The sequence below is a fragment of the Massilia antarctica genome (assembly GCF_015689335.1).
Classification (GTDB): Bacteria; Pseudomonadota; Gammaproteobacteria; order Burkholderiales; family Burkholderiaceae_D; genus Telluria_A; species Telluria_A antarctica.
In genome coordinates this window covers 6,654,619-6,669,250 of the sequence record NZ_CP065053.1, presented here as the reverse complement: position 1 = coordinate 6,669,250, position 14,632 = coordinate 6,654,619, and the positions used below count along the sequence as shown (strand labels likewise).

The following is a 14,632-nucleotide window of genomic DNA, read 5'->3' as shown; positions in this document are numbered from 1 at the left end:
CCGTACGCCGGGGTATCGTCATTGGCCCTGTGAATACATGGGTGTTCGGTGTTATGCTTGCGTGAGAAAAAACACCGACCGCCCCGCCATGCTACAAAAAGCGCCACGCCGCACCCGAGAACGCATCCTGGAATTGTCGTTGCGGCTGTTTAACGAGTTCGGCGAGCCGAATATCACGACCACCGTGATCGCCGAGGAGATGAATATCTCCCCGGGCAATCTCTACTACCACTTCCGCAACAAGGACGACATCGTCAACTCGATCTTCGTGCAGTTCGAAGCGGAGATCGAACGCATCCTGACGGTGCCGGACGGGCGCCGCTCGAACATCGAGGACGTGTGGATTTACCTGCACCTGATGTTCGAACTGATCTGGCGCTACCGCTTCTTTTACCGCGACCTGAACGACCTGCTCTCGCGTAACCGCAAGCTCGAACTGCATTTCAAGCTGATTTTGGCGCACAAGATCAAGGTGGCCAAGGAATTGTGCGAAGACCTGCGCAGCGAGAAGTCGCTCGAAGCGTCGGACGCCGACATCAATGCCATGGCCACCAACATGGTGGTGGTGGCCACCTATTGGCTGTCGTACGAATACGTGCTCAATCCGCGCAAGTATTCGGAGCAGCAAGCCATGTCGGACGCGCTGGCGCGCGGTTGCTACCAGGTGCTCTCGCAAATCGGGCCCTACCTGCGCGGCGACACGCATCTGCTGTTCCAGAAGCTGTCCGAGGAATACCTCAAAAAACTCAAATAAGAAGCAGGAATCAATGAAGTCAATCGCTGTCTATTGTGGCGCCTCGTATGGCGCCTTGCCGCTGTACGCGGAGGCCGCGCGCGCCATGGGGCGCGCGCTGGTGGGGCAGGGCATCGGCCTTGTGTATGGCGGCGGCAAGGTGGGCCTGATGGGCGTCATCGCCGACGAAGTGCTGCGCCTGGGCGGCGACGCGGTCGGTGTGATTCCGCAGGCGCTGGTCGAGCGCGAACTGGCCCACGAGGGCTTGACCGAGCTGTTCGTCGTGCGCGACATGCATGAACGCAAAGCCATGATGGCCGAGCTGTCGGACGGTTTCATCGCCATGCCGGGCGGGATGGGCACGCTCGAAGAACTGTTCGAGATGCTGACCTGGTCGCAGCTCGGCATCCACCGCAAGCCGGTCGGCGTGCTCAATGCCGGCGGTTTCTACGACCTGCTGGCGGCCTTTGTCGCGCACCAGCAGCGCGAAGCTTTTGTGCGCGAGGAGCATGCGGGCCTGATGATGGTCGAAGCCAAGCCGGAGGCGCTGCTGGCGCGCCTGCTGGGCCGCTAGGCGAGAGCGGCCGCCCATGTCCGGCGCCACCGTGCTGCTGGTGCTGTTCGCCGCGCTGCTGCATGCGAGCTGGAATGCGCTGGTCAAGGCGGGTCCCGATAAACTCCTATCCACCGTGCTGGTTGCCAGCGGCGCTGGTGTGCTGGCGGCGCTGGCGCTGCCGTTCCTGCCGCTGCCGGACCCTGCCAGCTGGCCGTGGCTGGCCGGCTCGGCAGGCTGCCACCTGGCGTACTACCTGCTGCTGGCCGCCGCCTATGCGCACGGCGACATGGGCCATGCCTATCCGCTGATGCGCGGCAGCGCACCCTTGCTGGTGGCGCTCGGCTCCGCCGCGCTGGTCGGCGAAACGCTCGGCACCAGGCAGTATGGCGCGATTGCGCTCATTTGCGCCGGCGTGCTGTCGATGAGCCTGTGGCGCGACGCAGGCGCCGCGCTACCTTCACGCCGTGCCACCATGTTCGCCCTGCTCAACGCCGCCGTCATCGCGTGCTACACGCTGGTCGACGGCATCGGCGTGCGCCGGTCCGGCGCGCCACTGGCCTACACCTTGTGGCTGTTCGCGTTGTCGGCGGTCGTGCTGCTCGTGGCGGTGATGGGCAAACGGCAAGCCTTGCGTGAATACGGGCGCCAGTACTGGAAAACCGGCTTGCTCGGTGGCTTCGTCTCGATGGCCTCGTACGGACTGGCCTTGTGGGCGATGACGGCGGCGCCGGTTGCCGTCATCGCCGCCTTGCGCGAGACATCGATCCTGTTTGCGGCGCTGATCGCGCGCGTGTTCCTGCGCGAGCGGCTTGGCATGCGCCGCCTGTGCGCGGTCGGCTTGATTGCGGGCGGCGCGGTGGCGATGCGCTTTGCGTAAAACTGCTTACGCCGCGTCGGGTTGTGGGTAAGCCGCGGCGCCAGGCTGGTCGCAACCGGACTGCATGCGCGCCTGTTCTTCCAGCAGCGCCGCGATCTGCGCCGGCGGCACCGGGCGGCTGAACAGGTAGCCCTGCATTTCATCGCAATCGTTATCGCGTAAAAAGGTGCACTGCTGCTCGGTCTCGACGCCTTCGGCGATCACCCTCAGGTTCAGCTTGTGGCCGAGGGAAATCACCGCCATCGCGATGGCCTGGTCGTCGGTGTTGTCGGCCAGCTCGCGCACGAAGGACTTGTCGATCTTCAGGGTGCTGATGGGGAAGGACTTAAGCGACGACAGGCTCGAATAACCGGTGCCGAAGTCGTCGATCGACAGCGAGATGCCCATCGCCTTCAGTTCGCGCATCTTCCCGACCGACTGCGCCAGGTCGCGCATGATCAGGCTTTCCGTCACTTCCAGTTCCAGCGCGCCCGGGTCCAGGGCGCTCTCGCGCAGGGCGGCGGCGACCCGCTCGACCAGGCGTTTTTCCTCGAACTGGCGCGGCGAGACGTTGACCGACATGATGATCGGCGCCAGGCCCGCATCCTGCCACGCCTTGTTCTGGCGGCAGGCCGTGTGCAGCACCCAGTCGCCGATGGCGACAATCAGGCCGCTTTCCTCGGCCAGGGCGATGAAACGCAGCGGCGACACGACGCCGTGCTCCGGATGCTCCCAGCGGATCAGCGCTTCGACGCCGAAAATGAGGCCGCTGCGCAGGTCCACCTTGGGCTGGTACAGCAGATGGAACTGGCCTTCGTCGAGGGCGCCGCGCAAGCCTTCGAGCAGCATCAGTTTTTCTTCCACGCTGGCGTTCATCTCGCGCGCGTAGAACTGGAAGTTATTGTTGCCCATCTCCTTGGCGCGGTACATGGCGGCGTCGGCGTTCATCATCAGGGTGTTCGGATCGGCGCCGTCGCGCGGGTATATCACCACGCCCATGCTGCAGCTGACCTGCACTTCCTGGCCGCCCAGCAGCATCGGTTCGGTGACGGCCTGGCGGATTTTTTCGAGGATGGGGGCGACCGCCATCGGATTGTCGGCCTGGTCGGGCAGGATGATGATGAATTCGTCGCCGCCGAAACGGCCCAGGGTATCCTCGCGCCGCACGCAGGCGCTCATGCGCGCGCCCACGACTTTCAGCAGTTCGTCGCCGGCGTTGTGACCGAGGCCGTCGTTGACCAGCTTGAAGCCATCGAGGTCGATGAAGGCCACCGCCACGCAGCGCCCGCGCCGCTGCGCCTGCAGGATGGCCTGGTCGAGGCGGTCGCGGATCAGGCTGCGGTTGGGCAGGCCGGTCAGCTCGTCGTGGTGCGCCATGTGGCGGATACGTTCCTCGGCCACCTTGCGCTCGGTGATGTCGCGCACGATCGCCACCACGCCGCCTTCGACCGCCACCACCTGGCGGTGCAGCCAGCAGGTGCGCTCATCGCTCAATTCGGCCAGCCATTCGGCTTCGTGCACGCCGCCGACCAGGGTGACCTTGATCAGGTCCTCGAAGATGCCATTGTCGCGAAAGGCCGGCAGCATGGCCGACAGGCGCAGCCCGCGCAGGCTCGGTTTATCCATCCCGGCCAGCTTTTCGGCGCGCGTGTTGGTTGCTTCGATGACGAAGTCGGTGATCGCGCCGTCCTCGGCGCTGATGCTGCGCATGACGAAAAAGGCGTCCAGGCTCGCTTCCGAGGCAGCCGCGTAGGTTTCCTGGGCGCGGCGGATGCGGCGCCGGGTGCGCGTGAGATGCCACGACCATCCGCACACCAGGGTGACGATGATCACCAGCAGCGCGCTGCCGCTGCCGGCCACCCACAGGTAATTGCGGCGCTGCTGCTCGAAGGCGGCCATCGATTCGTGTTCCGACAGGCCGACCAGCGCGGTCAGCGAAAAGCCGTGCAGGCGGCGCACGCTGGTGTAGCGGCGCACGCCGTCCCAGGCGTTGGTCACGACCTGGCCGGCGCCACTGTCGCGCGCCAGTGGCGGCGCGCGCTGGCCCCACACCACCTTGTCGCCGATGCGCAGGGCGCGGAACACGCCATCCGTGCCGTACAGCCCGAGCGCGCCCGACTCGCCCAGGCGCGAACGCTCGTAGCCGCTGGTGAAGTAGCCCGGGTCGACTTCGACGATGACCACGCCGGCGAAGCGGCCATCCTTGTCGTTCAGGCGCCGGGTGAAGTGCAGGTGCCAGTCGGGATTGGCGTCGTCGCGCAGGGTCTGGCTCACAAAAGGGGTGTTGGTGTCGCCGTCGCGGTGGAAGGCAAAGTAGCTTTGGGACGCGACGTTGATCACGCGCGCAGGCGGATTGCTGGCCACGACCAGGCCGTCGCGGTCGGCGATGCTGACCACGAACACCAGGCCGGAAGGCAGCAAGCCTTGCTGGCTCAGGGCCGGCAGGGCGCCGCCCGTGCCTTTCAGTTCGACCGCGTACTTGAGCACCTTGAGGGTCTGGTCGATGCTGCCCAGGTTGCGCTGCATCTGCGCTTCGTAGGTGTCGATCAGTTCCTGGCTCGATGCGCGCGCGGTGCTGCGGGCGGCCGCGCGTTCGATGCCGATGAAGTGGTCGGTGGCCGTCCAGATCATCCCCAGCAGCAGCACGGCGAACAGGGGCAGCGAGATGTGGGTTTCCAGCCCGAGTCCGAGCAGGCGCGTGAGGCGGGCGCGCAGGCGGTTCATGCTCAGCGCACCACCAGCACGGCCTTGACGCTGTGGTCCAGCGCCGCCTTGTCGATGTAGCCGATCAGCGCCGGGTTATCGGCCACCATGCGGCGCACGGCGGCGCTGTCGGGCGCTTCCTGGGGCGGCTGGCCGCGCCCCGTGAAGATCATCTTGGTCCAGTAAGCCTTCAGCAGCGCCGGCGTCTTGGAGGTCACGCGGGCATAGAATTCGTCGCGCAGGCCGGTGCCGATGCGCTGGTCGAGCGCCACCGCTTCGGCGCCGTCGGGGAAGGTGCCGGCCTGGCCGAGGAAGATGTCGGCCACCTGGTCGGCGCGCATGCTGGCGACCGGGCTTTTGGCCGAGACGATCACCACCAGATCCGAGCCGGCGGCGTGCAGCGGCTGGCATGCCAGCAGCGCCAGGGCGCAGGCGGCCAGCAGGCGGCGAAGGGAAGGGGTGTTCATGCCGCCGCCCTCAGAACACGAAATCGAGCACCGCGCTCGCGAGGTTAACCCGCGGACGCGCGCCGAAGCCCGGCTGCACGTTGAACAGGGTGCCGCGCGAGCGTTCGCCCGGACGCACCCGGTCGTACTGGAGCTTGAGGGCGATATTGCGGCGCACGTCCCAGCGCACGCCGGCGCTGAGGGTGTGCTGGGCCGGCACGCTCATTAACAAATAATTGAGACCGTCGTTGAGCTGCGCCGCCGACGCGGCCAGTTGCGGCGGCAAGCCGTCGAGCGCCAGGCCGGGGTCGTGCGTGGGACTCTTGGCCTTGGCGCCGGCAAAGGCGACGTAGGGGGTGAACGCGCCGAAGCGGTAGCCGGCGCTGGAATACACGGTGACCGACTTGCCGAAGAAGGAATGGGTGGTAAAGCGGCCGATTTCGGCCATGGCGAACCAGTTGCCGGGATCGTAGGTGGCGCCCAGGGTCAGTGCGTTGAAGCGCTTGCGCTTGATTTCATATTGACGCGCCAGGGACTCGCCGCGCGGGCCGAACCGGCGCAGGCCGTCGAACAGGTATTCGGCCAGGTTGATCGTCACCTCGCTGCTGAAGGCGCTGATACGGCCGCTCAGCGCGCCGCGTTCGGCCGTGGTCGAGATGCCGGTCAGCTTGCGCGACTTGACCTCGTCGTCGTTCAGCAGGGGCAGGGTGGTGCCGCCGGCGACTGCCTGGCTGACGAACTTGATGCCGTTGGCGCGCCAGCGGTAGCTGACATCGATCCCGTCGCTGTTACTGATCGGGATGGCGCCGTACACCTCGACCGGGGTGCGCGCCCAGGGGTAGGCGTAGCCGATCTTGCGGTAGTCGGCCGCCAGGAAGATGGGCAGCCCGATGCGGCCGACCCGCACCGCCAGGTCGGGTGTGGCCTGGTACTTGATGTTGGCCCATTCGACGATGGGGCGGTAGCTGCGGTCGAGCCGCTGTTCGGTGATCACCTGCACCACGCCCGACCACTGCTTGTCGACGGTGATACCAAGTTGCGCGCCGAGGCGGCTGTCCACATGCGGGCTCCAGGCGTCGGTGTAGCCGGCCCCGGTGGCCTTGAGCACGCTGGAGCTGTAGTCGGCCTGGCGGTTGTCGGAGTGGCTCACCGCAGCCGTGCCGAAGCCGCCGAACGTCCAGCCGAAGGCGTCGGGATCGGCCGCGCGCGCGCCGCCGCCGGCCAGCAGTACGACGCCCAGGGCGCAGGCGCGCGTGACGAGAGCTTGGGCGGGACGTGGGTAAAACTTGAGCATGGATAGGGTCCGGTGGTGCATGCCTGGCGGAGGCGCAGCACGGCGGTGCGCGCGCAAGCGACGAGGCCAGGTGCGGGGGAGACTGTTGTCAGGCTGGCGGGAGTTGGGCCAGCGCGGGGTTCAGACTCGACTTTATAGAGCAGCTTGGCGCTTGTCGATGATTATCCTGCAGGACGTAATCGTCCTGATAACTTGTGCTGCGTAAATGCAACATTCGGTGAGAATCGATTTTCGCGCAAGCGGGCTGCGATACCGAAACGGTGATCGCGCGGTGCTAAAAAGTCATTGGCCGGCGCGGGCGGCACGGCCTACCCTGCATTGGCAGGACAATCACATAACAAGATCGGAGACCCATGTTAAAACCATTATTGGCGGCGCTATGCCTCGCCCTGGCGGCCGCCCCGGCCCTGGCCATCGAACTGGCTGGCGTCAAGAACGCCCACGACCCCGGCACCATCACCAAGGATGGCGACACCTACTTCAACTTCACCACGAGCGACAACGGCATCTGGTACTCGACCTCGAAGGACCTGGTGACCTGGTCGCCGCAAACCAAACCGGTGTTCGCCACCTACCCGGCCTGGATCGCCAACAAGATCACCGGCTTCAAGGGGTCGCTCTGGGCGCCCGACGTGATTCACATGAACGGCTACTACTACCTGTACTACTCGGTGTCGCAATGGGGCACGACCACGTCGGCGATCGGCGTGCGGCGTTCGGCATCGCTGAAAAATCCGTCCTGGACCGACCTTGGCATCGTGGTCGAATCGTTCGGGGGGTTCACCGAAATCAACGCGATCGACCCGGGCCTGTTGCGCGACCATGACGGCAAGGTGTACATGACGTACGGCTCGTTCTTCGGCGGGATCGGGGTGGCGCAGATCGACCAGGCCACCGGCAAGCTGGCCGGCAGCGTGACCAAGATACTGGGCGGCGGACATCAGGACATCGAGGCGCCCTACATCACGCGCAATGGCGGCTACTACTACCTGTTCGTCAACCGCGGCGCCTGCTGCAAGTGGGCCGACAGCACCTATTACGTGGAAGTGCAGCGCGCGACCAGCATTACCGGGCCGTATTCGGGCGTGCGCACCATCCTTCCCGTCACTGACGGCAAGTACAGGGGGCCGGGCCACGTGGCGGTGCTCAAGCAGGATGGCTGCAATTTCGTCTCCACCCACTATTACGACCTGGCCGACGGCGGCAAGGCCAAGCTGGATATCCTCAAGATGACGTACAGCGACGGCTGGCCGAGCATGACGCGCAATTTCACCAGCTTCGCCGGGTGCGGGGGCATCAGCGACGGCGCCTATGCGATCAAGTCGCGCGCCAGCGGCAAGGTGCTGACGGTGGCTGGCGCGGCAACGGCCAACGGCGCCATGGTGCAGCAGGCTGCCGACAGCGGCGCGAAACACCAGTCGTGGTACGTGATCGCGCAGGGCGATGGGTATTACAGCATCATCAACGCGGGCAGCCTGCGCAGCCTGGATAACTACGGTAATTCCACCACGGCCGGCACCCCTGTCGCGCAGTGGGATTACTGGGCCGGCGGCGGGCAGCGCTGGCGTTTCGCCAGCTTGGGGGCAGGCTGGAATACGGTGAGCAACCAGTTGAGCGGCATGGGGCTCGATGTCAAGGGTGGCAGCACGCAGGATAATGCGGCCATCATCCAGAACCCGCTCAATAACGCCGCCAGCGAGCAGTGGGCGCTGCAGCGGCGCTAGCCGCTTACCAGAGGCGCTGGCCTGACACGTCGAGCTGCGTCAGGTACAGCCTCAGGTCGAATTCGTACTGGTGGTAGTTCGGCTCCATGTAGCAGCACAGCTTGTAGAACGCCTTGTCGTGCTGTTTTTCCTTGACGTGCGCCAGTTCGTGCACGGCGATCATGCGCAGGAATTCGATGGGCGCATCCTTGAACACGGTGGCCACCCGGATTTCATGCTTGGACTTGAGCTTGTTGCCCTGGACCCGCGAGATGGTGGTGTGCAGGCCGAGCGCGTGCTGGATCACGTGGATCTTGCTGTCGAAGGCCACTTTGTTGATCGGATCGGCATTGCGCAGGAATTCGGTCTTGAGGTCCTGCACGTAGTCGTACAGGGCTTTGTCGGTCCGAACGCCGTGGGCGGCGGGGTAGCGCTGTTGCAGCACTTCGCCGAGCTTGTTCTGGGCGATCAGCTGACTGACTTGCGCCAGTGTCTGTTCGGAATAGGCGCCAAGGTATTTGAGCTGTTGCATGGTGGCACTTTACCATATCAGCCTGGAGTGGGGCCGGCAAGCATAAGGGGGAAGTTCACCGGCAGTGCCCGGGTTGGCTGTGCGGCGACGTGGCAGCCACGAACGCTTGTCTGTGCTCTCTGTGCGGTGTGGGAATTCTACTGTTTATCAGACCGGTAACGCCGGGTGCTTTTACGAAGTCGACGATGACGCCTGCGTGCTGCACTACTGCGTAACGTCAGCGCGCAATGTGCCAGTTCGCGCAGTTCAGCGCCGAGCATGCCGTGACGGGATGCCATTGATCCAGGGCGAATCATCAGAAGGCGGTGCCGATCTGTTAAAATCAAAAAATTTCCTTGGTGCATTATATGAATAATAATTTATACGCTCCCCCCCAAGCCGACATGAGCATTGGCGCAACAACAACTGGTTCCGATAACACATTCTATGTCGTCTCCCTGACCAAGTTCACGATTCTGTTCATTGCTACCGTGGGCATGTATCAGTTCTTCTGGTATTTCAAGAACTGGAATCTCTACAAACGGCAATGTAAGCTTGACAATGCCGCGGACAGCGATATCTGGCCGGTACCGCGCGCGATTTTCGCCGTGTTTTACACCCATTCCCTGTTTAATGAAGTGTCTATGCACGCGGCGGCAAAGATGCGCCCTGCGCAATGGGATCACAAATCCCATGCCACCGGTCTGGTGGTCATGCTGGTTGCCCTGAACATCCTCAGTCGAATGAACCAATCGACCTTGGGGTCGGGCCTGAGTGTTGTGCTGATGCTGATTCTGATGGTGGGGATATTCTTCAGCAGCTTCAGCGCACAAAAGCATATCAATGCCTGCTGCGGCGATCCCGAAGGCCGGAGCAACAGCCGATTTACAGCAGCCAATTACGTGTGGATCGCCATCGGCTGCATTTGCTGGATTAGCATATTCGCACCCGCCTTCCTGGCCGGCGCCGGCGGGACTCACTGACACCGGTAACGCCCTGCGAATGTCCTGACCCGAACGGCGGCGCCCTGCCGCCGATCGCTCGCCTCTTTTACGCGTCACTCCGGGCTCACAGCAGCAGATTGTCCTTGCTGGCCTTTTCAAAACTGGCGCGCGTGACGTCTTCGTCGCGCAGGCCGAACGCGTAGTTCGCCTCCAGCCACATGACGTTGATGATGGCGGCCGAGAGGGCCAGGCCGATTCCTAATATCCAGGCAAAGTACCACATCGCAAACTCCTAATAAGATTCGTGTTCGTTTTCGCGGATATGCGCCGCGGTGACCTTGCCGCGCATGATGGAATACACCCAGCTGGTATAGAGCACCACGATCGGCAGCATGATTACCATCACCCAGAGCATCACGCCCAGGCTCTTGTGGCTGGCCACCGCGTCCCACGCGGTCAGGCCGCTGCCGGGCGAGAGCGATGATGGCATGATAAACGGGAACATGGCCGCACCGGCGGTGAGCAGGATCGATGCCACCGACACGCCGCTGGCCAGGAACGCCAGCAAGCTGCGGCGCGCCGCGCACAAGGCCACCGCCAGCGCCGCGCCGAGCAGGCCCCCTACCGGGAAGGCGATCGTGAGCGGCCAGCGCGTGTAGTTGTCCAGCCACGCGCCCACGCCGCGTTCCACCACTTTGGCGGTCGGCATGAAGGCGCTGTCGACCGGCGGCATCGAGACGATGCGATAGCCGTCCATGCCGATGGCGACCCACACGCCGGCCAGCGCGAAGGCGGCGACGGTCACTGCGCCGGCCGCCATGGCCGCCTTGCGCGCGCGCGCCGCGATGACATCATCGGTCTTTTGATACAGGTAAGTGGCGCCGTGCATGGCCAGCATCGACACGCCCAGCACGCCGGCCAGCAGGCCGAAAGGATTGAACAGGCCGAGGAAGCTGCCGGTGTACTCCATGCGCATGGTGTCGTCGTAGTGGAAGGGCACGCCCTGCAGCAGGTTGCCGAAGGCGATGCCGAAGATCAGCGGCGGCACGAAGCCCCCGGTGAACAGGCCCCAGTCCCAGGCATTGCGCCAGCGCGTGTCGGCCAGTTTGCTGCGGTAGTCGAAGCCGACCGGCCGGAAGAACAGTGCGAACAGCAGCAGCATCAGCGCCACGTAAAAGCCCGAGAAGGCGGCCGCGTACACCAGCGGCCAGGCCGCGAACATGGCGCCGCCGGCGGCGATGAACCAGGTCTGGTTTCCTTCCCAGGTCGGACCGATCACGTTGATGATGACCCTCCGCTCCATGTCGCTCTTGCCGAGGAAGGGCAGCCACATGCCGACCCCGAAGTCGAAGCCATTGGTCAGCGCGAAGCCGATCAGCAGCAGGCCGACGAAGCCCCACCAGATCACCTTGAGCGTGTCGTAGTCGAAGATCATGCTGCCTCCTGTTGTTCCCAGTGATATTTACCCGTGTGCAGTGCGCTCGGTCCCTGGCGCGTGTACTTGATCATCAAGCCCATTTCGATCACCAGCAGCAGGGTGTAGAAGCCGATGAAGCCGGCCAGGCTGAAGTACAGGCTGGAGGCCTGCAGGGTCGACGCCGACAGGTGGGTAGGCAGGATGCCGGCGATGGTCCACGGCTGGCGCCCGTATTCGGCTACCACCCAGCCCAGTTCCGCCGCTACCCATGGCAGGGGAATCGCCACCACGGCCAGTTTCAGCAGCCAGCGCTGCTGCGCCAGGCGCTTGCGGATCAGGAAGTAGAACGAGGCGCTGAAGATGAACAGGAACAGGATGCCCAGGCCGACCATGATGCGGAAGGACCAGAACAGCGGCGCGACCTTGGGCACGGTGTCGTTGACGGCCATCCTGATCTGCGCTTCGGTGGCGTCGATCACGCGCGGCGTGTATTTTTTCAGCAGCAGGCCGTAGCCCAGGTCGTCCTTCAGGCGCAGGAACTCGGCGCGCGCTTCAGGCGATTTGTCGCCGCCCTTCAGGCGCGTGAGCGCGGCGTACGACAGCATGCCGTTGCGGATGCGCGTTTCGTGCAGCTTTTTCAAGTCCTTGATACCGGTGACCTGGGTATCGGTCGAGCGCGTGGCGATCAGGCCCAGGACGTAGGGGACCTTGACGGCGTAATCGGTACGCTGCTCTTTGTCGTTGGGCAGGCCGATCAAGGTGATGCCGGCGGGAGCGGGCTCGGTTTCCCATTCGGCCTCGATGGCGGCCAGCTTGACCTTGTTGACTTCACCGGCGGTGTAGCCCGATTCGTCGCCCAGCACGATCACCGACAGGGTCGAGGCCAGGCCGAAACCGGCCGCGATCGCGAACGAGCGCAGGGCGAACGGCACATCGCGTGCCTTGAGCAGGTAAAAGGCGGAGATGCCCAGCACGAACATCGATGCCGTCACGTAGCCGGCGGCGACGGTGTGCACGAACTTGACCTGGGCGACCGGATTGAAGATCACATCGGCGATGCTGACCAGTTCCATGCGCATGGTCTCGAAGTTGAATTCGGCGCCGACCGGGTTGTTCATCCAGCCGTTGGCGATCAGGATCCACAGGGCCGACAGGCTCGATCCGAGGGCCACCAGGAAGGTGACACCAAGGTGCTGCACCTTCGACAAACGCGACCAGCCGAAGAAGAACAGGCCCACGAAGGTCGATTCGAGGAAGAAGGCCATCATGCCTTCGATCGCCAGCGGGGTGCCGAAAATATCGCCCACGTAGTGCGAGTAGTAAGCCCAGTTGGTCCCGAACTGGAACTCAAGGGTGATGCCGGTGGTGACGCCCATGGCGAAGTTGATGCCGAACAGCTTGCCCCAGAACTTGGTCATGTCGCGGTAGATTTCGCGGCCGGTCATGACGTAGACCGACTCCATGATCACCAGGATCCAGGACAGGCCGAGCGTGAGGGGGACGAACAGGAAGTGATACATGGCGGTCGCGGCGAACTGCAGCCGCGACAGGCTGACAACATCATCGATGGGAATCATGGCGTGGCCTTGGCAGGAAGAGGTGGTGTCGAGCGCGGCGTATCGAGCAGGTGTTGTTCCACCTGCGCGGTCGGCATGCGCATTTTTTTCACTTGGGGCGTGGAGAAGAAGGCTTTGTAGAGCATGAACAGGAGGGCGGCCTTCAACACCAGTACCAAGGTAATCGCCAGCGCGAACGGGAGGCGGTGGAGAAGGGCGCGCATCTTATGCGTCCTGGTCGCCGTTGTCGGCCGCTGCCGCGCCGGTGGCCGCCGGCTCGGGGGCGCGCTTCTTGCGGAAGGTGCCGCGTACGGTGTCGCCGACGTTGAGCAGGGTTTTCACGGTGGAGCCCATCTTCATCAGCGAGGTGAGGGTTTCGGGCGAGAGGCGCTGCACGTCGTCGAACCAGGAGCTCGACAGCTCGATCAGGTTGTACATCTCGCGCATGCGCTCCTGGGCGATGCGGTCGGCGTCGGTGGCGGGTGTTTCGAGCAGGGCGTCGCGCAGCATCGACAGGGTCGGCTCGACTTCGCGCCGGCGGCGTTCTTCCAGCAGGGCCTTGAAGATGTCCCAGATATCCTTGGGTGGCTCGAAGTATTCGCGGCGGTCGCCCGGCTGGTGCAGCAGCTTGACCAGGCGCCAGGATTGCAGCTCCTTCAGTCCCATCGACACGTTCGAGCGCGAAAACTGCAGATGTTCGGCGATTTCGTCGGCATTGAGCGGCTTGGCCAGCACGTACAGCAGGGCGTAAATCTGGCCCACGGTGCGGTTGATGCCCCAGCGGCTGCCCATTTCGCCGAAGTGGAGGATGAATTTCTGGGCAAGTGGGCTGAGATTGGTCATGTCTATAGGTCTTTGGAAGTATTGAATTTTCAGGAATTACTGAAATTATAGAAGGTTTACGAATTACGTGCAGGCCAAGTCCGCAAAATGCCGCCGGGAGGTTAGTTGGCAGTTTGTCAGGTGTCGGGCCGGGTAGGGGTACGCGCAGCGGGCGGGCAAGCACCGGCTGCTGCGCCTGGCGGCGACAGCAGGGGGAGGCGGACAGGATCTTGTCCGGATGCCAGAACTGGCACCCGGATGGGGGGACGTAGGCGCGCCGGGGAGGGCGGGCGCGGCGGATTTATCCCTGCTGCTCGCGCAGGACAGCGTGGAACAGGGCGTTCAGGCCGGGCAGGGGCTGGGCGCGCGGCGCCGCCAGCGGCTGCACCGTTTCCAGGCGTGCCAGTTCGTGCTCGATGAAGTCATTCAGGCTGATAATCGGTTCGGACAGCCCCAGTTCGGGCGCGGCGCGTTTCTTTTCCAGCAGCGCGTCTATCTCGGCCAGCAACTCCGGACGGTGATCGAGCAAGTGCAGCAGTTTGTGGAATTCGAGGGGCGCGGCCGTGCCGTAGCGCTCTATCCAGTGCACCGACAGCAGCGCGCGCAGTACATAAAAGTATTTTTTGAGCGGTACCTGGTCGCCGCTCAAATGATTGGCGTAGTTGGTCTTGGCCATGCTGCGATAGTGATAAATTCCGCGCTCGGCCGAATACATTGCCGGCAGCAGTTCACGCGCGCCGGCGCCAAAGCCGCCGCTGTCGATATACGAGATTGGCGACTGGATCCATTCCACCATCGCCGGATTGGTTTTCCACAGCAGGCGCAGCGCCTTGCGCAAGTCCCAGCCATTGAGGTCGATATCGTCGACGATCGGGTATTCGATCACGTCGCGCCGCTCTTCCAGATCCACGGCCAGATACCAGTCGGCCTCGCGCGCATAGATAAAGCGCACGTCATAATCGCTGTTGGGCGAGGCAAAGCCCCAGGCGCGGCTTCCCGATTCGATCGCGAGCAGAATGCGCACGCCTTCTTCCTGCTCGGTACGCGCCAGACGGCGCATTATCTCGGCCCTTACCTCGACTGGGATCATG

Annotated in this window: 15 protein-coding genes; 5 read left to right on the top strand and 10 right to left on the bottom strand. The window is 63.9% G+C overall.

Going from position 1 to position 14,632, the window contains the following annotated elements:
* The first annotated feature begins 88 nt into the window (after positions 1-88).
* The 3 genes from IV454_RS29240 to IV454_RS29230 are packed head-to-tail and all read left to right on the top strand — an operon-like array spanning position 89 to position 2,166.
* Complete coding sequence (locus IV454_RS29240; protein ID WP_054263370.1) at positions 89-754, top strand: TetR/AcrR family transcriptional regulator; 666 nt, start codon at positions 89-91, stop codon at positions 752-754.
* 13 nt (positions 755-767) lie between these two features.
* Positions 768-1,307: an LOG family protein gene (locus tag IV454_RS29235; RefSeq protein WP_206089149.1), complete on the top strand. Its 540-nt coding sequence runs from the start codon at positions 768-770 to the stop codon at positions 1,305-1,307.
* 16 nt (positions 1,308-1,323) lie between these two features.
* Positions 1,324-2,166, top strand: a complete 843-nt coding sequence (locus IV454_RS29230; protein WP_206089148.1) for an EamA family transporter — start codon at positions 1,324-1,326, stop codon at positions 2,164-2,166.
* A 6-nt stretch (positions 2,167-2,172) separates the two neighbouring features.
* Here the strand turns inward: IV454_RS29230 and IV454_RS29225 are convergent, their stop codons facing one another.
* From IV454_RS29225 to IV454_RS29215, 3 genes are read right to left on the bottom strand one after another with little or no spacing between them, the layout of a single operon-like run.
* Positions 2,173-4,869: a bifunctional diguanylate cyclase/phosphodiesterase gene (locus tag IV454_RS29225; RefSeq protein ID WP_206089147.1), complete on the bottom strand. Its 2,697-nt coding sequence runs from the start codon at positions 4,867-4,869 to the stop codon at positions 2,173-2,175.
* Between the two features lie 2 nt (positions 4,870-4,871).
* Positions 4,872-5,315, bottom strand: a complete 444-nt coding sequence (locus IV454_RS29220; RefSeq protein ID WP_206089146.1) for a type 2 periplasmic-binding domain-containing protein — start codon at positions 5,313-5,315, stop codon at positions 4,872-4,874.
* A 10-nt stretch (positions 5,316-5,325) separates the two neighbouring features.
* The gene (locus tag IV454_RS29215; protein WP_229521911.1) at positions 5,326-6,588 is read right to left on the bottom strand and encodes a hypothetical protein; all 1,263 of its coding nucleotides are present in this window, start codon (positions 6,586-6,588) and stop codon (positions 5,326-5,328) included.
* A gap of 353 nt (positions 6,589-6,941) precedes the next feature.
* Here IV454_RS29215 and IV454_RS29210 point away from each other — a divergent pair, with 353 nt between their 5' ends.
* Positions 6,942-8,312 carry a family 43 glycosylhydrolase gene (locus IV454_RS29210; protein ID WP_206089145.1) on the top strand — a complete coding sequence of 457 codons (1,371 nt, stop codon included), beginning with the start codon at positions 6,942-6,944 and terminating at the stop codon, positions 8,310-8,312.
* A gap of 4 nt (positions 8,313-8,316) precedes the next feature.
* Here IV454_RS29210 and IV454_RS29205 read toward each other — a convergent pair whose 3' ends face one another.
* Positions 8,317-8,823, bottom strand: coding sequence for a YgjP-like metallopeptidase domain-containing protein (locus IV454_RS29205; RefSeq protein ID WP_206089144.1), 507 nt, complete (start codon positions 8,821-8,823; stop codon positions 8,317-8,319).
* A 347-nt stretch (positions 8,824-9,170) separates the two neighbouring features.
* On the opposite strand from IV454_RS29205, the gene IV454_RS29200 reads away from it, so the two are divergent.
* Entirely contained in the window at positions 9,171-9,785 is a 615-nt protein-coding gene (locus IV454_RS29200) for a hypothetical protein (protein ID WP_206089143.1), read from the top strand.
* A gap of 85 nt (positions 9,786-9,870) precedes the next feature.
* Here IV454_RS29200 and cydX read toward each other — a convergent pair whose 3' ends face one another.
* From cydX to IV454_RS29170, 6 genes are all read right to left on the bottom strand, one after another.
* Positions 9,871-10,029, bottom strand: coding sequence for a cytochrome bd-I oxidase subunit CydX (cydX, locus tag IV454_RS29195; protein WP_206089142.1), 159 nt, complete (start codon positions 10,027-10,029; stop codon positions 9,871-9,873).
* 9 nt (positions 10,030-10,038) lie between these two features.
* Positions 10,039-11,181 (bottom strand): cytochrome d ubiquinol oxidase subunit II, encoded by a 1,143-nt coding sequence (gene cydB, locus IV454_RS29190; protein WP_206089141.1) that lies wholly within the window; start codon positions 11,179-11,181, stop codon positions 10,039-10,041.
* Complete coding sequence (locus IV454_RS29185) at positions 11,178-12,740, bottom strand: cytochrome ubiquinol oxidase subunit I (protein ID WP_054263360.1); 1,563 nt, start codon at positions 12,738-12,740, stop codon at positions 11,178-11,180. The genes cydB and IV454_RS29185 overlap by 4 nt, the downstream gene beginning before the upstream one ends.
* Positions 12,737-12,943: a cytochrome oxidase putative small subunit CydP gene (cydP, locus tag IV454_RS29180; RefSeq protein ID WP_206089140.1), complete on the bottom strand. Its 207-nt coding sequence runs from the start codon at positions 12,941-12,943 to the stop codon at positions 12,737-12,739. Before cydP ends, IV454_RS29185 begins: the two co-directional genes overlap by 4 nt.
* A 1-nt stretch (position 12,944) precedes the next feature.
* A complete protein-coding gene (locus tag IV454_RS29175; protein ID WP_054263358.1) occupies positions 12,945-13,562 on the bottom strand; it encodes a GbsR/MarR family transcriptional regulator in 618 nt (205 codons plus the stop codon).
* Between the two features lie 280 nt (positions 13,563-13,842).
* The gene (locus tag IV454_RS29170; RefSeq protein WP_229521910.1) at positions 13,843-14,631 is read right to left on the bottom strand and encodes a nucleotidyltransferase domain-containing protein; all 789 of its coding nucleotides are present in this window, start codon (positions 14,629-14,631) and stop codon (positions 13,843-13,845) included.
* Position 14,632: the final 1 nt, after the last annotated feature.